The organism is Tissierella pigra (assembly GCF_009695605.1).
GTDB classification, from domain to species: Bacteria; Bacillota; Clostridia; order Tissierellales; family Tissierellaceae; genus Tissierella; species Tissierella pigra.
On the sequence record NZ_VUNQ01000020.1, the window covers coordinates 1 to 19928 of the forward strand.

The 19928-nt window shown below is 33.2% G+C and carries 38 protein-coding genes; all 38 read left to right on the forward strand.

Annotated features, from left to right (window positions below; genetic code table 11):
* The coding region (locus tag FYJ83_RS10165) for an EF-Tu C-terminal domain-related protein (protein WP_459443307.1) at window positions 1–196 on the forward strand (196 nt) is incomplete at its 5' end.
* Window positions 197–532: 336 nt separating this feature from the next.
* A complete protein-coding gene (rpsJ, locus tag FYJ83_RS10170; protein ID WP_072976851.1) occupies window positions 533–850 on the forward strand; it encodes a 30S ribosomal protein S10 in 318 nt (105 codons plus the stop codon).
* Window positions 851–903: 53 nt separating this feature from the next.
* The gene (gene rplC / locus FYJ83_RS10175) at window positions 904–1530 is read left to right on the forward strand and encodes a 50S ribosomal protein L3 (protein WP_154440249.1); all 627 of its coding nucleotides are present in this window, start codon (window positions 904–906) and stop codon (window positions 1528–1530) included.
* 27 nt (window positions 1531–1557) lie between these two features.
* Complete coding sequence (gene rplD / locus FYJ83_RS10180; protein WP_154440251.1) at window positions 1558–2181, forward strand: 50S ribosomal protein L4; 624 nt, start codon at window positions 1558–1560, stop codon at window positions 2179–2181.
* Window positions 2181–2474, forward strand: coding sequence for a 50S ribosomal protein L23 (gene rplW, locus FYJ83_RS10185; protein WP_154440253.1), 294 nt, complete (start codon window positions 2181–2183; stop codon window positions 2472–2474). The genes rplD and rplW overlap by 1 nt, the downstream gene beginning before the upstream one ends.
* 25 nt (window positions 2475–2499) lie before the next feature.
* The gene (gene rplB / locus FYJ83_RS10190) at window positions 2500–3330 is read left to right on the forward strand and encodes a 50S ribosomal protein L2 (protein ID WP_154440255.1); all 831 of its coding nucleotides are present in this window, start codon (window positions 2500–2502) and stop codon (window positions 3328–3330) included.
* Between the two features lie 26 nt (window positions 3331–3356).
* A complete protein-coding gene (gene rpsS, locus FYJ83_RS10195; RefSeq protein WP_154440257.1) occupies window positions 3357–3641 on the forward strand; it encodes a 30S ribosomal protein S19 in 285 nt (94 codons plus the stop codon).
* 20 nt (window positions 3642–3661) lie between these two features.
* Window positions 3662–3997, forward strand: coding sequence for a 50S ribosomal protein L22 (gene rplV / locus FYJ83_RS10200; protein ID WP_216584924.1), 336 nt, complete (start codon window positions 3662–3664; stop codon window positions 3995–3997).
* Between the two features lie 17 nt (window positions 3998–4014).
* Entirely contained in the window at window positions 4015–4683 is a 669-nt protein-coding gene (gene rpsC / locus FYJ83_RS10205) for a 30S ribosomal protein S3 (protein ID WP_154440259.1), read from the forward strand.
* A 30-nt stretch (window positions 4684–4713) separates the two neighbouring features.
* Window positions 4714–5157 carry a 50S ribosomal protein L16 gene (rplP, locus tag FYJ83_RS10210; protein ID WP_154440261.1) on the forward strand — a complete coding sequence of 148 codons (444 nt, stop codon included), beginning with the start codon at window positions 4714–4716 and terminating at the stop codon, window positions 5155–5157.
* Window positions 5147–5353: a 50S ribosomal protein L29 gene (rpmC, locus tag FYJ83_RS10215; protein WP_154440263.1), complete on the forward strand. Its 207-nt coding sequence runs from the start codon at window positions 5147–5149 to the stop codon at window positions 5351–5353. Before rplP ends, rpmC begins: the two co-directional genes overlap by 11 nt.
* 6 nt (window positions 5354–5359) lie before the next feature.
* Entirely contained in the window at window positions 5360–5614 is a 255-nt protein-coding gene (gene rpsQ / locus FYJ83_RS10220) for a 30S ribosomal protein S17 (RefSeq protein WP_154440265.1), read from the forward strand.
* A gap of 29 nt (window positions 5615–5643) precedes the next feature.
* On the forward strand, window positions 5644–6012 hold the full coding sequence (gene rplN, locus FYJ83_RS10225) for a 50S ribosomal protein L14 (protein WP_154440267.1): 369 nt from the start codon (window positions 5644–5646) through the stop codon (window positions 6010–6012).
* Between the two features lie 15 nt (window positions 6013–6027).
* The gene (rplX, locus tag FYJ83_RS10230; RefSeq protein WP_154440269.1) at window positions 6028–6342 is read left to right on the forward strand and encodes a 50S ribosomal protein L24; all 315 of its coding nucleotides are present in this window, start codon (window positions 6028–6030) and stop codon (window positions 6340–6342) included.
* 26 nt (window positions 6343–6368) lie between these two features.
* Window positions 6369–6911 (forward strand): 50S ribosomal protein L5, encoded by a 543-nt coding sequence (gene rplE / locus FYJ83_RS10235; RefSeq protein ID WP_154440270.1) that lies wholly within the window; start codon window positions 6369–6371, stop codon window positions 6909–6911.
* Window positions 6912–6928: 17 nt separating this feature from the next.
* The gene (locus FYJ83_RS10240) at window positions 6929–7114 is read left to right on the forward strand and encodes a type Z 30S ribosomal protein S14 (RefSeq protein WP_154440272.1); all 186 of its coding nucleotides are present in this window, start codon (window positions 6929–6931) and stop codon (window positions 7112–7114) included.
* 31 nt (window positions 7115–7145) lie between these two features.
* Window positions 7146–7541, forward strand: a complete 396-nt coding sequence (gene rpsH / locus FYJ83_RS10245) for a 30S ribosomal protein S8 (RefSeq protein ID WP_154440274.1) — start codon at window positions 7146–7148, stop codon at window positions 7539–7541.
* Window positions 7542–7574: 33 nt separating this feature from the next.
* The gene (gene rplF / locus FYJ83_RS10250) at window positions 7575–8114 is read left to right on the forward strand and encodes a 50S ribosomal protein L6 (RefSeq protein WP_154440276.1); all 540 of its coding nucleotides are present in this window, start codon (window positions 7575–7577) and stop codon (window positions 8112–8114) included.
* 16 nt (window positions 8115–8130) lie between these two features.
* Window positions 8131–8493, forward strand: a complete 363-nt coding sequence (gene rplR, locus FYJ83_RS10255) for a 50S ribosomal protein L18 (RefSeq protein ID WP_216584925.1) — start codon at window positions 8131–8133, stop codon at window positions 8491–8493.
* 17 nt (window positions 8494–8510) lie between these two features.
* Entirely contained in the window at window positions 8511–9017 is a 507-nt protein-coding gene (gene rpsE, locus FYJ83_RS10260; RefSeq protein WP_154440278.1) for a 30S ribosomal protein S5, read from the forward strand.
* A gap of 12 nt (window positions 9018–9029) precedes the next feature.
* Complete coding sequence (gene rpmD / locus FYJ83_RS10265; RefSeq protein WP_216584926.1) at window positions 9030–9206, forward strand: 50S ribosomal protein L30; 177 nt, start codon at window positions 9030–9032, stop codon at window positions 9204–9206.
* Between the two features lie 20 nt (window positions 9207–9226).
* Window positions 9227–9676 carry a 50S ribosomal protein L15 gene (gene rplO / locus FYJ83_RS10270; protein WP_154440280.1) on the forward strand — a complete coding sequence of 150 codons (450 nt, stop codon included), beginning with the start codon at window positions 9227–9229 and terminating at the stop codon, window positions 9674–9676.
* Window positions 9677–10951: a preprotein translocase subunit SecY gene (secY, locus tag FYJ83_RS10275; RefSeq protein ID WP_154440282.1), complete on the forward strand. Its 1275-nt coding sequence runs from the start codon at window positions 9677–9679 to the stop codon at window positions 10949–10951. It abuts the gene before it with no gap.
* A gap of 19 nt (window positions 10952–10970) precedes the next feature.
* Entirely contained in the window at window positions 10971–11618 is a 648-nt protein-coding gene (locus FYJ83_RS10280; RefSeq protein WP_216584927.1) for an adenylate kinase, read from the forward strand.
* Between the two features lie 69 nt (window positions 11619–11687).
* Complete coding sequence (locus FYJ83_RS10285; RefSeq protein WP_154440284.1) at window positions 11688–11969, forward strand: KOW domain-containing RNA-binding protein; 282 nt, start codon at window positions 11688–11690, stop codon at window positions 11967–11969.
* A gap of 30 nt (window positions 11970–11999) precedes the next feature.
* On the forward strand, window positions 12000–12218 hold the full coding sequence (gene infA / locus FYJ83_RS10290; protein ID WP_154440286.1) for a translation initiation factor IF-1: 219 nt from the start codon (window positions 12000–12002) through the stop codon (window positions 12216–12218).
* 16 nt (window positions 12219–12234) lie between these two features.
* Window positions 12235–12348 carry a 50S ribosomal protein L36 gene (gene rpmJ / locus FYJ83_RS10295; protein ID WP_072976919.1) on the forward strand — a complete coding sequence of 38 codons (114 nt, stop codon included), beginning with the start codon at window positions 12235–12237 and terminating at the stop codon, window positions 12346–12348.
* A gap of 51 nt (window positions 12349–12399) precedes the next feature.
* Window positions 12400–12762 (forward strand): 30S ribosomal protein S13, encoded by a 363-nt coding sequence (gene rpsM, locus FYJ83_RS10300; RefSeq protein ID WP_154440288.1) that lies wholly within the window; start codon window positions 12400–12402, stop codon window positions 12760–12762.
* 19 nt (window positions 12763–12781) lie between these two features.
* Window positions 12782–13180: a 30S ribosomal protein S11 gene (rpsK, locus tag FYJ83_RS10305; protein WP_216584928.1), complete on the forward strand. Its 399-nt coding sequence runs from the start codon at window positions 12782–12784 to the stop codon at window positions 13178–13180.
* A 17-nt stretch (window positions 13181–13197) separates the two neighbouring features.
* Complete coding sequence (gene rpsD / locus FYJ83_RS10310; protein WP_154440290.1) at window positions 13198–13821, forward strand: 30S ribosomal protein S4; 624 nt, start codon at window positions 13198–13200, stop codon at window positions 13819–13821.
* Window positions 13822–13889: 68 nt separating this feature from the next.
* The gene (locus FYJ83_RS10315; protein WP_154440291.1) at window positions 13890–14837 is read left to right on the forward strand and encodes a DNA-directed RNA polymerase subunit alpha; all 948 of its coding nucleotides are present in this window, start codon (window positions 13890–13892) and stop codon (window positions 14835–14837) included.
* Window positions 14838–14860: 23 nt separating this feature from the next.
* On the forward strand, window positions 14861–15202 hold the full coding sequence (rplQ, locus tag FYJ83_RS10320; RefSeq protein ID WP_216584929.1) for a 50S ribosomal protein L17: 342 nt from the start codon (window positions 14861–14863) through the stop codon (window positions 15200–15202).
* Between the two features lie 422 nt (window positions 15203–15624).
* Window positions 15625–16446 carry an energy-coupling factor transporter ATPase gene (locus FYJ83_RS10325; RefSeq protein ID WP_216585917.1) on the forward strand — a complete coding sequence of 274 codons (822 nt, stop codon included), beginning with the start codon at window positions 15625–15627 and terminating at the stop codon, window positions 16444–16446.
* Window positions 16443–17306, forward strand: coding sequence for an energy-coupling factor transporter ATPase (locus tag FYJ83_RS10330; RefSeq protein WP_154440295.1), 864 nt, complete (start codon window positions 16443–16445; stop codon window positions 17304–17306). Before FYJ83_RS10325 ends, FYJ83_RS10330 begins: the two co-directional genes overlap by 4 nt.
* On the forward strand, window positions 17299–18096 hold the full coding sequence (locus FYJ83_RS10335; RefSeq protein WP_154440297.1) for an energy-coupling factor transporter transmembrane component T family protein: 798 nt from the start codon (window positions 17299–17301) through the stop codon (window positions 18094–18096). Before FYJ83_RS10330 ends, FYJ83_RS10335 begins: the two co-directional genes overlap by 8 nt.
* Window positions 18097–18104: 8 nt before the next feature.
* Window positions 18105–18845, forward strand: a complete 741-nt coding sequence (gene truA, locus FYJ83_RS10340; protein ID WP_154440299.1) for a tRNA pseudouridine(38-40) synthase TruA — start codon at window positions 18105–18107, stop codon at window positions 18843–18845.
* 117 nt (window positions 18846–18962) lie between these two features.
* Window positions 18963–19391 carry a 50S ribosomal protein L13 gene (rplM, locus tag FYJ83_RS10345; protein ID WP_154440301.1) on the forward strand — a complete coding sequence of 143 codons (429 nt, stop codon included), beginning with the start codon at window positions 18963–18965 and terminating at the stop codon, window positions 19389–19391.
* Window positions 19392–19416: 25 nt separating this feature from the next.
* Entirely contained in the window at window positions 19417–19809 is a 393-nt protein-coding gene (rpsI, locus tag FYJ83_RS10350; protein ID WP_216584930.1) for a 30S ribosomal protein S9, read from the forward strand.
* Window positions 19810–19928 lie beyond the last annotated feature (119 nt).

The following is a 19928-nucleotide window of genomic DNA, read 5'->3' on the forward strand; positions in this document are numbered from 1 at the left end:
ATTCTATTTCAGAACAACAGACGTAACAGGCGATATCAAATTAGAAGAAGGCGTAGAAATGGTAATGCCAGGAGATAATGCAAAATTCACAATAGAATTAATTACTCCAATAGCAATAGAAGAAGGACTAAGATTCTCAATTCGTGAAGGCGGAAGAACAGTAGGTTCAGGAGTTGTAACTAAAGTTCTTGCATAATTTTTAGATTTAGCAGGGGTTATAAAATTTTAAGCCCCTGCTAAATATATAAATATGTAAAAAAACAAAAAAACTAAGATATTTTGAAAAAAAGGCTTGAGTTTTTATTAATCATGTTATAAAATGTATTAGTGTTCAAATTAAGACATTGCGATGATGCAAAAGGTGGCTGTTAAAAGCAGGGAATTTTTGCTGAGAATGTCCGGTTAAAAATCGGGCGACTGGAGTTGTCATGGGTGAAAAAGTTAAAAAAAAATAACAACACACCCGGAAGTGTGTATCGGCAACCCCACGTCGCATGTAAAAAAACAGCATGCGATAAAAGGAGGGAATTAAATGTCAAACAATGGTAAACAAAAAATAAGAATTAGATTAAAAGCTTATGATCATGAACTTTTAGATGCATCAGCTCAAAGAATAGTTGAAACTGCTAAAAGAACAGGTGCTACTGTATCAGGTCCAGTACCGCTACCAACTGAAAAAGAAATAATAACAATATTAAGAGCTGTTCATAAGTACAAGGATTCTAGAGAGCAATTCGAGCAAAGAACTCATAAGAGATTGATCGATATCTTAAATCCAAATCAAAAAACTGTAGACTCACTTATGAAATTAAATTTACCTGCAGGGGTAGATATTGAAATAAGATCATAATTGTTTATATGATTACGTAAGTAATCCGCTGTAAGATAATAGGAGGTGCAAGTATGAAAAATATGATAGGAAAGAAGATTGGTATGACTCAAATCTTCAAAGAAGATGGATCTATTGTTCCAGTAACTGTAATTGAAGCTGGTCCATTGGTTGTTGTGCAGAAAAAAACTGTTGAAAATGATGGATATAACGCAATCCAAGTTGGATTCCAAAATATAAAAGAACAAAGAATGAATAAGCCAGCAAAAGGTCATTTTGACAAAGGGAACCTTGAATACAAAAAATACTTAAGAGAATTTAGAGTGGAAAATCCAGATGAATTTGAAATAGGTCAAGAAATAAAAGCGGATGTATTTGAAGCGGGAGACTTAATCGATATTACTGGTACTTCTAAAGGTAAAGGAACTCAAGGTGTTATAAAAAGACATGGATTTGGTAGAGGAAGGGAATCACATGGTTCTAAATTCCATAGAGCGCCAGGTGGTATGTCAGCAGGTACTTATCCAGGAAGAGTATTTAAAGGTCATAGAATGGCTGGAAGAATGGGTAATGAAAGAGTAACTGTTCAAAATCTTGAAATAGTTAGAGTGGATGCTGAAAAAAATCTAATACTTATAAAAGGTGCAGTGCCAGGACCTAAAAAAGGTTTAGTAACTATAAAAGAAACGGTTAAAAAGTAATAATTAAGGCGGAAAGGAGGATGCAAAATGCCTAAGGTAAAAGTTTACAACATGTTAGGAGAACAAGTAGAAGAAATCGAATTAAATGAAAATATATTTGGTATTGAAGTAAACCAACATGTAGTTTATGAAGTAGTAAAGAATCAACTTGCTAATAAGAGACAAGGAACTCAGTCTGCTAAAACTAGAGCAGAAGTAAGAGGCGGTGGAAGAAAGCCTTGGAGACAAAAAGGTACAGGTAGAGCTCGTCAAGGAAGTATTAGAGCCCCTCATTTCTCAGGTGGTGGAGTTACATTTGCACCGAAACCAAGAGATTATAGCTATAAAGTACCTAAAAAGGTTAAAAGACTTGCAATGAAGTCAGCTTTAACTTCAAAAGTTTTAAATAATGAGATAATAGTAATTGATGATATAAAATTTGATGCACCGAAAACTAAAGATATGGCTAATTTCTTAACTAAAATCAATGCAGATAAGAAAGCGCTAATAGTTATGGGTGAGAAAAATGATAACGTTATAAAATCAGCGAATAATATTCCAAATGTACAAACTGCTCTTGTTAATACTTTAAATGTTTATGATATATTAAAATACAATTCATTTATTATAACTAAAGATGCAGTAAGAAAAGTGGAGGAGGTGTATGCATAATGCGTAATCCACACGATATTATAATTAGACCAGTAATAACTGAAAGAAGTATGGATGATATGGCATACGGTAAGTATACTTTTGTTGTTGATAAAAGAACAAACAAAGCTGAGGTTAAAAAAGCTATAGAGACTATATTCGGTGTTAAAGTTGAAAAGGTTAGTACAATGAATATGCTTGGTAAAGTAAAGAGACAAGGTGTTCATTCAGGTAAAAGACCAGATTGGAAAAAAGCTATAGTAAAACTAACTGAAGATTCTAAGAGAATAGAGTTCTTCGAAGGAATGGAATAAAAGTTTTATAGAAGGAGGGAAAACGATGAGCGTTAGAAAATTTAAGGCAACTTCCCCTGCACTTAGACAAATGACAGTATCTTCTTTTGAAGAAATAACAAAAAAAGAGCCTGAAAAATCACTATTAGTGGATTTAAATAAAAGCGGTGGAAGAAACTCTCAAGGTAGAATTACTATTCGCCACAGAGGTGGTGGAGCTAAGAGAAAATATAGAATAATAGATTTTAAAAGAGATAAAGACGGAATACCAGGTCGTGTAGCAGCTATTGAATATGATCCAAATAGAACGGCTAATATAGCTTTGATAAATTATGTTGATGGTGAAAAAAGATATATTCTTGCACCTCATAACTTAAAAGTTGGAGATATGATAGAATCTGGAGAAAATGCAGATATTAAAATAGGTAATGCGATGAAATTAAAAGATATGCCAGTTGGTACAAATGTTCATAATATTGAGTTGAAACCAGGAAAAGGTGGTCAACTTGTTAGATCAGCTGGAACATCGGCTCAATTAATGGCAAAAGAAGGTGAATTTGCACAACTTAAACTTCCATCAGGAGAATTTAGATTAATTAGAATGGAATGTCGTGCAACAATCGGTCAAGTAGGAAACATATCTCATGAGCTTATTACAATTGGTAAGGCTGGAAGATCTAGACATATGGGAATTAGACCTACTGTTAGAGGTAGTGCCATGAACCCAGTAGACCATCCACATGGTGGTGGAGAAGGTAGAGCGCCAATAGGTATGCCTGCGCCATTAACTCCATGGGGTAAACCTGCATTAGGATTAAAAACTAGAAAGAAAAATAAAAAATCAGACAAATATATCGTGAGAAGAAGAACTAAATAGTTAAATATCTGAAAGGAGGAGTAATCATGGGTAGATCTCTAAAAAAAGGACCATTTTGTGATGATCATCTTCTTAAAAAAATAGAAGAATTAAATAAAAGTAATGATAAAAAAGTTGTAAAAACATGGTCACGTCGTTCAACTATATTCCCGGAAATGATTGGTCACACCATAGCAGTACATGATGGAAGAAAACATGTTCCTATATATATAACTGAAGATATGGTAGGTCACAAACTGGGTGAGTTTGTTCCAACGAGAACATTTAGATCTCATGTTGATAAAAACGAAAGGTCATCTGGTGTAAGATAAGAGAGAAGGAGGGAAATATAGTGGAAGCTAGAGCTATAGCCAAATATGTACGAATTTCACCACTAAAGGTAAATTTCATATGTAAAGAAATTAGAGGCAAACAAGTAGATGAAGCTTTATCAATTTTAAGATTTACACCTAAAAAAGGTGCTAGAGTTCTTGAAAAAGTACTAACATCTGCAATTGCCAATGCTGAAAATAACTTCAATATGGATAGAGAAAATCTTTATGTGGATAATGCCTATGCAAACGATGGTCCACATATGAAAAGATTTAGACCAAAAGCAAGAGGAATGGCTTATCCAATAATAAAGAGAAGTAGTCATATAGGAGTAGTTGTAAAAGAAAGAGACTAGAAAAGGAGGGATAGTTAATGGGTCAAAAGGTTAACCCACATGGATTAAGGGTCGGAATAATAAAAGATTGGGATTCAAAATGGTATGCGGATAAGAAAACTTTTAATGAATACCTAGTTGAAGATAATAAAATACGTGAATATGTAAAGAAAAAATTATTTATTTCTGGTGTTTCTAAGATTGAAATCGAAAGAGCTGCTAATAGAGTTAAAGTTACAGTTCATACTGCTAAACCTGGTATGGTTATAGGTAAAGGTGGTTCAGGAGTAGAAGAACTAAGATTAAATCTTGAGAAATTAACAAAGAAATCTGTAGTTATAAATGTTGAAGAAATAAAGGTTCCTGAGTTAGATGCTCAACTAGTGGCTGAAAACATAGCTTCTCAACTTGAAAGAAGGGTTTCATTTAGAAGAGCAATGAAACAAGCGATTCAAAGAACAATGAGAGCTGGAGGAAAGGGAATCAAAACTGCAGTGTCAGGAAGACTTGGCGGTGCAGATATGGCTAGAACTGAAGGATATAGTGAAGGAACAATACCTCTACAAACATTAAGAGCGGACATAGATTATGGTTTTGCAGAAGCGAACACTACTTATGGTAAGCTTGGAGTAAAAGTATGGTTATATAGAGGTGAAGTTCTTCCTACTAAAAAAGAAGAAAAAGTAGAGAAATCTGTGGAAGAATAATATAAATTCCGTAGGAAGGAGGAAATAAAAATGTTAATGCCTAAAAGAGTAAAATATCGTAGAGTTCATAGAGGAAGAATGAAAGGTAAGGCTACTCGTGGTAATACAATTACTTATGGAGAGTTTGGATTACAAGCTTTAGAACCAACTTGGATTACTTCCAATCAAATAGAGGCTGCTAGACGTGCTATGACAAGATACGTTAAAAGGGGCGGAAATATTTGGATTAAGGTATTTCCAGATAAGCCAATTACTGAGAAACCTGCTGAAACACGTATGGGTTCAGGAAAAGGTTCACCAGAATATTGGGTAGCAGTTGTTAAACCGGGTAGAATTTTATTTGAAATGAGTGGAGTATCAGAAGAAGATGCTAGAGAAGCAATGAGACTAGCTGCGAATAAATTGCCAATAAAGACAAAATTCGTTACTCGTGAGGATGCAGGAGAAAAGGGTGGTGAAGCTAATGAAGATTAAAGAAGTACGCCAATTATCAGAAGCGGAATTAAATAATAAATTATCAGAACTTAAAACTGAATTATTTAACTTAAGATTTCAATTGGCTACTGGTCAATTAGACAATCCATTAAGAATAAAAGCAGTAAGAAAAGATATAGCTCGTGTAAAAACAATAGTTAGAGAACGAGAATTAGGTATAGGAAAGGAGGTTTAATCTTAGATGGAAAGAGGAAATCGTAAGGTTAGAATAGGCAATGTTGTAAGCGACAAGATGGATAAAACTGTAGTTGTTGCTGTTGAAACTTTCGTAACACATCCTTTATATAAAAAGCAAATAAGACAAACCACTAAGTTTAAAGCTCATGATGAAAATAATGAGTGTGGAATCGGTGATGTTGTTAAAATAATGGAAACCAGACCACTTAGTAAAGATAAAAGATGGAGAGTAGTAAATATAGTAGAAAAGGCTAAATAGGCTATTCAACTCAGAAGGGAGGTATTCGCATGATTCAAACGGAAAGCCGTATGAGAGTAGCTGATAACTCTGGAGCAAAAGAGGTATTGGTTATTAGAGTATTAGGTGGAACAAATAAAAAGTACGCAAGAGTTGGAGATATAGTAATTTGTACTGTAAAAACAGCAACACCTGGTGGAGTTGTTAAAAAAGGTGATGTAGTTAAAGCAGTTGTTGTAAGAACAAAACATGGTGTTAGAAGAAATGATGGCTCTTATATTAAATTCGATGATAATGCAGCTGTTATTATAAAAGACGATAAAAACCCAGTGGGTACTCGTATATTTGGACCTGTTACAAGAGAACTTAGAAGAGGAAACTTTATGAAAATAATTTCCTTAGCACCGGAAGTACTATAGGAGGAGGTGTAGACTATGCACGTAAAAAGTGGAGATACAGTAGTTGTTATCGCTGGAAAAGATAAAGGAAAAAAAGGAAAAGTATTAAGAGTATTTCCTAAAGATAGTAAGGTAATAGTTGAAGGCGTAAACATGCTGACAAAACATAAAAAGCCACAAGGACCTACAGCTCCAGGCGGAATAGTTAAAATGGAAGGTCCAATAGACTCATCAAATGTAATGTATTTTTGTGATAAAGACAAAAAAGCAGTAAGAGTAGGCCATAAAATATTGTCAGATGGCAAAAAGGTAAGAGTTTGTAAAAAATGTGGAGAAGCTTTAGATAAATAATTTAATGCAGAGAGGAGGTAATAGGAATGGCTTCCAGATTAATAGAAAAGTATAATAACGAAGTAGTAAATGCACTGATGGAAAAATTCCAATATAGCAATATAATGGAAGTGCCAAAGCTTGAAAAAGTAGTAATTAACATGGGTATCGGAGAGGCAAGAGACAACCCTAAAATACTTGAATCAGCAGTGAAAGAGTTAGAAATGATAGCGGGACAAAAACCTGTTATAACTAAGGCTAAAAAATCAATAGCAAACTTCAAACTACGTGAAGGTATGAGTGTTGGTACGAAAGTTACTCTAAGAGGAGATAGAATGTACCACTTTTTAGATAAACTTATGAATATTGCATTACCAAGAGTTAGAGACTTTAGAGGTGTAAATGCAACTTCCTTTGATGGTAGAGGCAATTATGCATTAGGAATTAAAGAACAGTTAATATTCCCTGAGATCGAATATGATAAAGTTGAGGCTATTAGAGGTTTAGACATCATAATCGTAACTACAGCAAACACTGACGAAGAAGCGAAAGAGTTCTTAGCACTAATGGGAATGCCCTTTAAAAAGTAAAGAAGGAGGGAAAGTTTTTGGCAAAGAAATCTATGGTTGTTAAACAACAAAGAAAACAAAAGTTCAGCAGTAGAGAATATAATAGATGTAAAATATGTGGAAGACCTCATGCTTATTTAAGAAAATATGGAGTTTGCCGTATTTGTTTTAGAGAATTAGCGTATAAAGGTCAAATACCTGGAGTTAAAAAGGCGAGCTGGTAGTAAGAAGTATATGAAAGGAGGTAGCTAAATTATGATGACAGACCCAATAGCGGATATGTTAACGAGAATAAGAAATGGAAATAATGCAAAGCATGATTCTGTTGATATTCCTGCTTCAAATATAAAGAAAGAATTAGCTCAAATCTTGTTAAGTGAAGGATTTATAAAGGGCTTTGACGTTATAGATGATGGGAAACAAGGTATTATAAGAGTAGATTTAAAATATGGAAAACATAATGAAAAAGTTATATCTGGAATTAAAAGAATTTCTAAGCCAGGACTTAGAGTTTATGTAAAATCTGATGAAATTCCAAGAGTGTTAGGTGGTCTTGGAATAGCAATACTTTCTACTTCTAGTGGTATAATGACTGATAAAGTTGCTAGAAAAGAAGGCGTGGGCGGAGAAGTTATTTGTTACGTATGGTAATAAATAACTAAATTACGTGAAGGAGGTGCACTCATGTCAAGAATAGGTTTAAAACCGATTAATATTCCAGCTGGTGTGGAAATTAAAATAAATGATAATAATATAGTTGAAGTAAAAGGTCCAAAAGGACAATTAGCTGAAAAAATAAGTTCAGATATGGAAATCAAAATAGAAGATGGTGTGCTAACAGTTGCTAGACCAACTGATAACAAAAAACATAGATCTCTACATGGTTTATCAAGAACTTTAATTTCAAACATGATAGTAGGAGTTACAGAAGGCTATTCAAAATCTTTAGAAATCGAAGGTACTGGATATAGAGCTGCAAAACAAGGGAAGAAACTAGTACTTACTTTAGGATATTCTCATCCAATAGAACTAGAAGATCCAGCAGGAATAGAAGTAGAAGTACCTGCTACTAACAAGATTATAGTTAAAGGTATAAATAAACAGCAGGTAGGAAACTATGCAGCTAACATAAGAGAATTTAGAAAACCTGAACCTTATAAAGGAAAAGGTATTAGATACTCTAACGAAGTGGTTAGACGTAAGGTTGGTAAGACTGGTAAGTAGAAGGGAGTGAAAATACGTGCTTAAAAAGATAAATAGAAATGAAAATAGAAAAGCAAGACATGAAAGAGTAAGAAAAAAAATCAATGGCACTCCTGAAAGACCAAGACTTACTGTTTATAGGAGTGGAAACCATATTTATGCTCAAATAATTGATGACTCAATAGGAAATACACTAGTTTCAGCTTCCACATTAGACAAATCTTTAAATCTTACTTCTACAAAAAACAAAGAAGCTGCAAAAAATGTTGGAGAAGCTATTGCCAAAAAAGCACTAGAAAAAGGAGTTTCTGAAGTAGTATTTGATAGAAGTGGATATATTTATCATGGAAGAGTAAAAGAACTTGCAGAAGCTGCAAGAGAAGCTGGACTTAAGTTCTAATAGAAGGAGGGGAATCAATGGAACGTTCATATAAAGACGGAAGTGAATTAGAATTAAAAGAGAGAGTTGTTAGTATCAACCGTGTTACTAAAGTTGTAAAGGGTGGTAGAAACTTTAGATTTAGCGCTTTAGTAGTTGTTGGAGACGAAAATGGCAACGTTGGAGTAGGAATGGCTAAGGCATTAGAAGTACCTGAAGCTATTAGAAAAGCTATACAAGATGCTAAAAAACACATAATATCAGTTCCGCTTGTTGGAACTACAATACCACATGAAATAATTGGAGAATTTGGTGCAGGAAGAGTATTACTTAAGCCATCTAAAGAAGGTACAGGAGTAATTGCTGGAGGAGCAGTACGTGCTGTATGTGAGTTAGCTGGTATTAGAGATATAAGAACAAAATGTTTGGGAACTAATAACCCAAGAAACGTAGTTAATGCTACAATGGCAGCGCTACAAGGATTAAAAAGAGCAGAAGATGTTGCGCGTCTAAGAGGAAAGACTGTAGAAGAAATATTAGGATAGGGGGGATTTAAAGTGACTATGATCAAAATTAAATTGGTTAAAAGCCCTATCGGCAAACCTGAAACTCACAGAAGAACCATAGAGGCTCTTGGATTAAGAAAAATTGGTCAGGTAGTGGAAAAGAATGATACCCCTCAAATAAGAGGTATGATACATCAAGTAGACTACATGGTTGAAATAGTAGATTAAGCAAAGAAGGAGGTGTACCTATGAAACTAAATGATTTAAGACCAAATGCTGGTGGAGGAAGTAAACCTAAGAAGAGACTTGGTAGAGGTATCGGTTCTGGTCTTGGTAAAACTTCTGGTAAAGGACATAAAGGTCAAAATGCAAGATCAGGCGGTGGAGTTAGACCAGGCTTTGAAGGTGGTCAAATGCCACTATTTAGAAGAATTCCAAAGCGTGGATTTACTAATATATTTGCAAAAGAATATGCTATAGTAAATATTGAAGAACTAAATAGATTTGAAGAAAACACAGTTGTTACTCCTGAGCTTTTATTTAGTGAAGGAATAGTTAAAAAAGGTAAAGCAAAAGATGGAGTTAAGATACTTGGAGACGGAGAAATTAGCATCAAACTTACTGTACAGGCACAAAAATTTAGTAAAACTGCCGCTGAGAAGATTGAAGCTGCAGGAGGAAAGGTAGAGGTGATATAAATGCTTTCAACCTTAAGGAATGCCTGGAGGATACCTGAGATTAGAAAGAAAATTATATTCACATTATTGATGTTATTGGTTTTTAGATTAGGATCTAGTATACCAGTACCATATATGAATAAGGTCATCATAGCAGATTTATTTGAAAAGTCTAGAGGTGGAATTTTAGAATTCCTTGATTTAATGGGCGGTGGAACCTTTAGTAACTTTAGTATATTTGCAACGAATATTTATCCATATATTACTGCATCCATAGTAATTCAACTTCTTACTATAGCTATTCCTAGATTAGAAGAATTAGCTAAAGAAGGGGAAGCAGGAAAAAAGAAAATAACAAAATATACTAGATATACTGCTATTGGCTTGGCATTAATTCAAGCTGTAGGATTTACATTTGGATTATTTAGTACTGCATTAGAAACTACTAATGCTTTACAAAATGTAATAGTAATAATCACCATGATAGCTGGTACTGCGTTTTTAATGTGGTTAGGAGATATGATAACTGAGAAGGGAATAGGAAATGGTATATCCCTTATTATCTTTATAGGTATAATATCTAAACTACCTACAGACCTAATAAATACATTTAGATTAGTAAGAATAGGTCAATTAAATGTGATAAAAGTAGCTATCTTTGGTATAGTTTTCTTATTTATCATAGCTTTTGTAGTTGCATTACAAGAAGGAGAAAGAAGAATTACTGTCCAATATGCTAAGAGAGTTGTTGGAAGAAAAATGTATGGTGGTCAATCCACACATATACCTGTAAAGGTATCAATGGCTGGTGTAATGCCAGTAATATTTGCATCATCTTTACTAGCATTTCCACAAACAATAGCATTATTTACAAAAGGAGCTCCTTCAGAATGGATAACTAAATATCTAACACCACAAGGAAGCGTTGGAGTGTGGATATATTCTATATTAAATATAGCATTAATAATGTTCTTTACGTATTTCTACACAGCTATTCAATTTAATACTGTAGAATATGCGAAGAATTTACAACAAAATGGTGGATTTATTCCAGGGATTAGACCAGGAAGACCAACATCAGAACATCTAGGTAAAGTTGTAAATAGAATTACTTTTGTTGGTGGATTAGCTTTAGCAGTTTTAGCATCTTTACCAATTATTTTATCTAAAATATTTGGAATGAATGTTAATTTCGGTGGAACAGCTATAATAATCGTTGTAGGTGTTGCATTAGAAACAGTTAAACAAATGGAAGCTCAGATGTTAATGAGACACTATAAAGGATTTTTAAATTAAACTATAGGAGACGATTGTTGTGAGATTGATTTTATTAGGACCACCTGGAGTGGGTAAAGGAACTCAAGCATCAGCTATAGTTAAAAAATATGATATACCACATATTTCAACAGGAGATATATTTAGAGCCAATATAAAGGAAGGTACTGAGTTAGGTACAAAGGCAAAAGAATATATGGATAAAGGACTTTTAGTTCCAGATGAACTTGTGGTTTCAATTGTCAAAGATAGATTAACTAAAGAAGATTGTGAAAAAGGTTTTCTTCTAGATGGATTTCCAAGAACTATTAACCAAGCAGAAACTTTAGACAAGGAACTTACAAAAATGGGTATAAAACTTGATAAAGTTGTTAATATTCAAGCAAGTAAGGAAATTTTAATTGAAAGAGCTGTTGGTAGAAGAATATGTAAAAAATGTGGTGCTTCCTACCATATTACATTTAATCCACCTAAAGTTGAAAACATATGTGATATAGATGGTGGAGAACTATTCCAAAGAGATGATGATACTCATGAAACAGTTTCTACAAGAATAGAGGTATATGAAAATCAAACACAACCTTTAATTGATTATTATGAGAAAAAAGACATAATACTTAATGTAGATGGGACTAAGCCCATAGACAAAGTATATGAAACTATAGTAGAAGCTTTAACTAATAGGTAATGAGAAAGGCATAGCCTTTCTCTAAAGGAACCAGCGGTAAATAGGCTATTATAAAGAGGTGAATTTATAATGGATTTAAGTGACGACATAGCCATTGGTCAAGTGGTTAAGTCGAGAGCTGGAAGGGATAAAGGCAAAGTTTTCTTAGTATTAGAAGTCATAGATAATCAAAATGTATTGATTGTAGATGGAAATTTAAGAAAGCTTGACAACCCAAAACAGAAGAAGTTGAAACACTTAATTGTTTATAATACAGTTTTACCCGAATTAGGGTATAAATTAGAAAACAAAGTAAAGATAAATAATGCGTACATTCGAAAATTGTTAGAACCCTTTAACAAGGATTTCTAAATTTGCTTGAACAGGAGGTTAAAAAACCTAATGTCTAAATCTGATATTATTGAAGTTGAAGGTACAGTAGTAGATGCTTTACCTAATGCTATTTTTAAAGTAAAACTGGAAAATGGTCACGAAATATTAGCCCATATTTCTGGAAAACTAAGGATGAATTATATAAGGATACTTCCTGGAGATAAGGTAACAGTAGAACTGTCACCCTACGATTTAACTAGAGGTAGAATAACCTGGCGAAACAAGTAGCATAGGAGGGAATTAAATGAAAGTAAGACCATCAGTTAAAAAGATATGTGAAAAATGTAAAATAATCAAAAGACATGGAAAAGTTATGGTTATTTGTGAGAATCCAAGACACAAGCAAAAACAAGGCTAGTAAATAACTGGTTGATTTTGCGATGAATTATATTAGGAGGTGTAAACATTAATGGCTAGAATAGCAGGTGTTGACTTACCAAGAGACAAAAGAATTGAAGTTGGTTTAACATATATATATGGTATTGGTAGACCAAGATCAAATGAAATATTAACAAAAGCTGGTGTTAACCCAGATACTAGAGTAAAAGACTTAACAGAATCCGAAGTAGCAAGTTTAAGAGCTGTTATAGACGGTTACCATGTAGAAGGCGATCTTCGAAGAGAAATAGCTCTAAATATTAAAAGACTTAGAGAAATCAATTGTTATAGAGGAGTTAGACATAGAAGAGGACTTCCAGTAAGAGGTCAAAGAACTAAGACTAACGCAAGAACTAGAAAAGGTCCAAAGAGACTTGTATCTAAGAAGAAGTAGGTAAAGGAGGGGAAACTAAGTGGCAGCTAAAAAAGGCAAAGTGACTCGTGTTAGAAGAAGAGAACGTAAGAATATAGAAAGAGGTCAAGCACATATCTCATCAACATTTAACAATACTATGGTTACCTTAACAGATTTACAAGGTAATGTATTGTCATGGGCTAGTGCAGGACAGTTAGGTTTTAGAGGTTCAAGAAAATCTACTCCTTACGCAGCACAACAGGCAGCTGAAGAAGCAGCTAAAAAAGCTATGGAACACGGATTAAAGAGTGTAGAAGTATTCGTTAAAGGACCAGGTTCAGGAAGAGAAGCGGCTATTAGGTCCTTACAAGCAACAGGATTAGAAGTAAATATGATTAAAGATGTTACTCCTATTCCTCATAATGGTTGTAGACCACCAAAACGTAGAAGAGTTTAATAGGAGGTGTAAAATACATGGCAAGATATACAGGTCCAGTTTGTAGATTATGTCGTAGAGAAGGTATGAAACTTTTTCTTAAGGGAGATAAATGTTATACTGAACAATGTGCAATAACTAGAAGAAACTATGCTCCAGGACAACACGGACAATCAAGAAAAAAGGTTACAGAATATGGAATGCAGCTTAGAGAAAAACAGAAAGTTCGTAGATTCTATGGAATTTCTGAATCTCAAATGGTTAAATATTTCCTAATGGCAGATAAAGCTAAAGGAATCACAGGTGAAAACTTACTTAGATTACTTGAACTAAGATTAGACAATGTAGTATATAGAATGGGTTTTGCATCATCAAGAGCAGAAGCAAGACAATTAGTTACACATGGTCATTTTTTAGTTAATGGTTCTAAAGTAGACATACCATCTGTAATCCTTTCAGCAGGAGATACAATTCAAGTAAAAGAGAAATCAAGAAGTAGTGAAAAAATAAAATCACTAATTGAAAATCATAATGGCAACACTGTTAAATGGATAAGTGTGGATCTTGATCAATTTAAGGGTAGCATAGTAACTGAGCCAACTAGGGAAGATATAGATATACCAGTAGAAGAACACTTAATCGTTGAGTTATATTCTAAATAATAGTATTCATAATAAAATCAGTTGCCCTCGTACTTTAACAAACCAAATTTTAAGGAGGGTTAATGTTAATGATAGAAATTGAAAAACCAAGAATCGAAATTCTAGAGTTGAGTGATGATGAGAGTTATGGAAAGTTTATGGTAGAGCCTCTAGAGAGAGGCTATGGTACAACTTTGGGAAATTCCTTAAGAAGAGTGCTATTATCTTCACTACCAGGTGCAGCTGTATCATCAATAAAAATTCAAGGAGTACTTCATGAATTTTCAACTATACCAGGGGTATTAGAAGATGTACCAGAGATAATTTTAAACATAAAAGGTCTTGCTGCAAAAATATATGTTGATGAACCAGTGACTCTAAAAATAGAGGCACAAGGTTCTCAAACTATAACAGCAGGAGATATTATTACAGGTCCAGATGTTGAAATAATCAACAAGGACCATCATATTGCTACCATAAATGAAGACGGTAATCTATATATGGAGCTTGAATTAGTAAAGGGTAGAGGGTATGTAGTAGCTGATAGGAATAAAAAAGAGGGGCAGCAAGTAGGTGTTATACCTGTTGATTCCTCATTTACTCCAGTTACAAAAGTGAACTTTACTGTGGAAAATACGAGAGTAGGTCAAATCACTGATTATGATAGATTGATTCTAGAAGTATGGACCAATGGAACCATGAATCCAGATGAAGCTACATCTTTAGGAGCAAAAATACTTACAGAGCACTTAAATCTTTTTATTGGGCTAACTGAACATGTTAGTGAAGTGGAAATAATGGTAGAAAAAGAAGAGGACAAGAAAGAAAAAGTCCTTGAAATGACTGTGGAGGAGTTAGATCTTTCAGTTCGTAGCTATAACTGTCTGAAGAGAGCAGCTATAAACACAGTGGAAGAGTTAACACAAAAGACAGAAGAAGATATGATGAAAGTAAGAAATCTTGGTAAAAAATCCCTTGAGGAAGTACAAAGAAAACTTGCTGAATTAGGATTAGGTCTCAAAAAATCTGATGAGTAACAAGGCATGAAGGAGGGATAAATGTGACAACATTAAGAAAACTTGGTCGCCCTACAGATCAAAGAAGAGCAATGCTTAGAAATTTAGTAACATCTTTATTGAGAACCGGAAAAATAGAAACAACAGTTACTAGAGCTAAGGAAACAAAAAGAATGGCAGATAAAATGATTACCTTAGCAAAAAGAGGGGATTTACACGCTAGACGTCAAGTACTAGCTTATGTATATGACGAAGATGTAGTGAAGAAATTATTTGATGAAATAGGACCAAAGTATCAAGAGAGAAATGGTGGATATACAAGAGTATTAAAAGTTGGACCACGTCGTGGAGATGGGGCAGAAATGGCTATAATAGAACTAGTATAAATGTAGGGGATTAAGTTTAAACTTAGTCCCTTTTATTTTATGACCTAACACAGCGAACGACAGTGAGCTGATGTAGGTCAAACGCAATGAGCACCAAATCTATACGAGCATAGCGAGTAAATAGATTTGAGTTGCGAAACTGTGGCAAATGACCTAACTTAGCGAACGATAGTGAGCTTTAGTAGGTCAAACGCAACGAGAACCAAATCTATACGAGCATAGCGAGTAAATGAATTTGAGCTTCGAGACTGTGGAAAATGACCTAACACAGCGAGCAAACCAATTTTAGTTTTAAAATATATTGGTAAACTTATGCCGTAAATCTATAAGATTATGAATTGTAGATTGAATTAAGGGTATCCTTATGTTATATTATAGTATGAAAATAATATAAAAATAGAGGTATAACAATGAGTGATATAATGATAAAAGCAGATAATGTAACCTATGAATATAAATCCTTAATAGATGATAATATACATCAGGCAGTAAAAGAAATAAGTTTAGAAGTAAAAAAGGGTGAATTTTTAGTTATACTTGGACATAATGGTTCAGGTAAATCTACATTGGCCAAGCTTATGAACGGTCTTATTATGCCTACAAATGGTAATGTATATGTGGCAGGTATGGATACTCAAGATGAAAAAAACATATGGAATATACGAGAAAAAGCAGGTATGGTGTTTCAAAACCCTGATAATCAAATAGTTGCTACAATAGTAGAAGAAGATGTGGCATTTGGTCCAGAAAACTTAGGTATTGATCCTAAAGAAATAAGGGCTAGAGTAGATAAAGCACTAGAAGTTGTAGAAATGACTGAATACAAAAAACATGCACCTCATCTATTATCAGGTGGTCAAAAACAAAGAGTAGGAATTGCAGGGATTTTGGCAATGAATCCAGATTGTATTATTTTAGATGAACCTACAGCCATGTTAGATCCCATAGGCAGAATAGAAGTAATGAATACAATAAAAAAGTTAAATAAAAATGAAAATAAAACCATAATATTGATTACTCATTATATGGATGAAGCTGTAGAAGCTGATAGGATTCTTGTTATGGAACAAGGACAAATAGTTATGGAAGGATGTCCAAGAAATATATTTAAACAAGTCGATAAAATTAAAGAATTAGGGTTAGACGTACCACAGGTAACAGAATTAGTATATGAATTACGAAAAGCAGGGATCAACTTAAAAGATGATATAATATCTATAGAAGAATTGGTGGAATTACTATGATTATGAAAATAAATAACTTAAATTATATATATAATCCCAATACTCCCTTTGAAAAAAAGGCATTAGACAATATAAATTTGGAAATAAATGAAGGAGAATTCATAGGGCTAATAGGTCACACAGGATCAGGAAAATCTACATTAGTTCAGCATTTAAATGGACTAATAAAGCCAAGTTCTGGAGCTATAATAATAGATGGAGTAAATATTACAGATAAAGATGTTAATTTGAAGGAAATAAGACAAAAAGTTGGTCTAGTATTTCAATATCCAGAACATCAATTATTTGAAGAGACCATATATAAAGATATTGCCTTTGGACCAAAGAATTTGGGGCTTAGTGACGATGAAGTAGATAAAAGGGTAAAGGAATCCATGGAGCTAGTAGGATTAGATTTTGAAGCATTAAAGGATAGGTCTCCTTTTGAACTAAGTGGTGGTCAAAAAAGGAGAGTTGCCATAGCAGGTGTAATAGCTATGAAGCCTAAGATACTGGTTTTAGATGAACCTACAGCAGGATTAGACCCTCATGGTAGAGATGAAATTCTAGGTGAAATTCAAAAACTTTATGATAAGGAAGGGATTACTATAATACTTGTATCCCATAGTATGGAAGATATAGCAAAGCTTGTGCAGAGAATTTTAGTAATGCACAGGGGAAAGCTAGAAATGGATGGAAAGCCTAGAGAGATATTTAAAAAAGTTGATGAATTGGAAAACTTGGGATTAGGAGTTCCACAAATAACTAAATTTATGAAGATATTTAAAGAAAAAGGAAACCATGTTAATGATGACATATTAACAGTTCATGAAGCTAAAGAAGAAATATTAAAGTTTTTAAGGAGAAAAAAAGATGCTTAAAGATATAACCATAGGGCAATATTTTCCTGGAGACACTATAATTCATAGACTGGATCCAAGAATAAAGATAATTATAATTTCATTATTTATAGCATCATTATTTTTTGTAAATAGTTTTATACCCTATATATTCATAGTAGCATTTATCCTCCTAACAGTTAAAATATCAGGAGTGCCATTAAAATTCATTTTAAAAGGTATAAAACCTCTTTTATTCATTATATTAATAACCTTTTCGATAAATATATTTATGACTAAAGGAGAAGTACTATATGAGTTAGGGCCATTGACAGTTACAAAAGAAGGAATATACTTGGCTACCTTTATGGCTCTTAGATTAATTTTTTTGATTACAGGAACTTCACTTCTTACTCTTACTACATCTCCCATAGCCTTAACAGATGGAATAGAGAAGCTATTATCTCCATTTAAAAGAATTGGATTACCTGCACATGAGCTGGCTATGATGATGACCATAGCTTTAAGATTTATCCCTACTCTATTAGAAGAAACAGATAAGATAATGAAGGCACAAATGGCAAGAGGAGCTGACTTTGAATCTGGAAATATCCTTAGTCGAGCAAAAAATCTAGTGCCTCTTTTAGTTCCTTTATTTATAAATGCCTTTAGAAGAGCAGATGAACTTGCTACAGCCATGGAAGCAAGATGCTATAGAGGTGGAGATAATAGGACTAGATTAAATGAGTTAAAGCTCAAGAAACTAGATATAGTGTCATTAATATCTATGACTATATTCTTTGGTCTTATTATAAGTACAAGGTATATATAGGAGATAAAATGAAAAACATCAAGCTTACTATTGAATATGAAGGAACTAATTATGCAGGATGGCAGAGACAAGATAATGTAATTACAATTCAAGAAAAACTTGAAGGAGCTTTAGAAATATTAACAAATGAAAAAATAAAACTAATAGGGTCTGGACGAACTGATGGAGGAGTACATGCCTTGGCACAAGTTGCTAATTTCATAACAAATGCGACGATTCCGGGAGAAAGATATAAATATGCACTAAAATTTTTATTACCAGATGATATAACCATAATGGATTCAGAAGAAGTGGATATAGGATTTAATTCTAGATTTAGTGCCACTAAGAAAACATATAAATATATAGTATACAATGGAGAACTTCCAAAGGCATTATATAGAAATTTTTCTTATTATGTGCCTTATGATATAGATATTGATAAAATGATTGATGCTTCAAAATATTTAATAGGTACTCATGATTTTGCTTCATTTATGGCAGCTAAATCAAGTGTGAAAAGTACCATAAGAACAATTTATAGTATATCAATAGAAAAAGAAAAGGAAAATGAATTAATAATTTTTAAAATAGAAGGGAATAGCTTTCTTAGAAATATGGTAAGAATAATAGTAGGTACTTTATTAGAGATAGGATTTGGAAAACTTAATGTGGAGGATTTATGTAAGATAATTTCAGAGAAAAATAGGGAATTAGCAGGACATACGGCACCACCACAAGGATTATTTTTAGAAAAGGTTTTTTATTGACAAAAAACGTCTTGACATAGGTAATTACTTGTATTAGAATATATTAGAGTGTTTTAAAAAAGCCCCGGAACTTTTTTAATTTTTTATTGCTCAACGCTGTGATAAGGAGGGAAAATGATGAAAAGCTTTATGGCTAAAACAAACGAAGTTGATAGAAAATGGTATGTAATAGACGCAGAAGACAAAGTCTTAGGAAGATTAGCTACAGAAGTAGCTACAATATTGAGTGGTAAAAATAAGCCAATATATACTCCTCATGTAGATACAGGTGACTTTGTTATAATAATAAATGCAGAAAAAATCAAATTAACTGGAAAAAAATTAGAACAGAAAACTCATTTCTACCATACTGGGTACCCAGGAGGAGGAAGAGAAATATCATACAAAAGAATGATGGAAGAAAAACCAGAAATGGTTATTGAATTAGCAGTAAAAGGAATGCTTCCTAAAAATAGTTTAGGAAGAAATATGATTAAGAAATTAAAAGTATATAGTGGAGCAGAACATAATCACGAAGCTCAACAACCTGAAATATACGAATTTTAATGCTCACGAGAAAGGAGGACTGTAAGTGGCTAATATACAATTTTTGGGAACAGGAAGAAGAAAGACTTCTGTAGCAAGAGTTAGATTAGTGCCAGGTAATGGTAATATTGTTATAAATAAGAAAGATATAGAAACTTATTTTGATTATGAAACTTTAAGAGTAATTGTAAAAGAACCACTAGTTATTACTGAAACTTTAGATAAATATGATGTTTTTGTTAATGTTCATGGTGGAGGATTTACAGGTCAAGCTGGAGCAGTTAGACATGGTATAGCTAGAGCTCTTATTGAGTCAGATGAAGAATTAAGACCAATACTTAAAAAAGCAGGACATTTAACTAGAGATTCAAGAATGAAAGAAAGAAAGAAATATGGTCTTAAAAAAGCAAGAAGATCACCACAATTTAGTAAGAGATAGTATAATTGTCGACTTACAAAAGAGTCGGTTCAAAATTACAAAGTTTGTTCACGAAAGATACAGAGCGTCAGACTGGGAAACCAATCTGGCGCCTTTTATTTGTGCAGAAGTAGATCCCC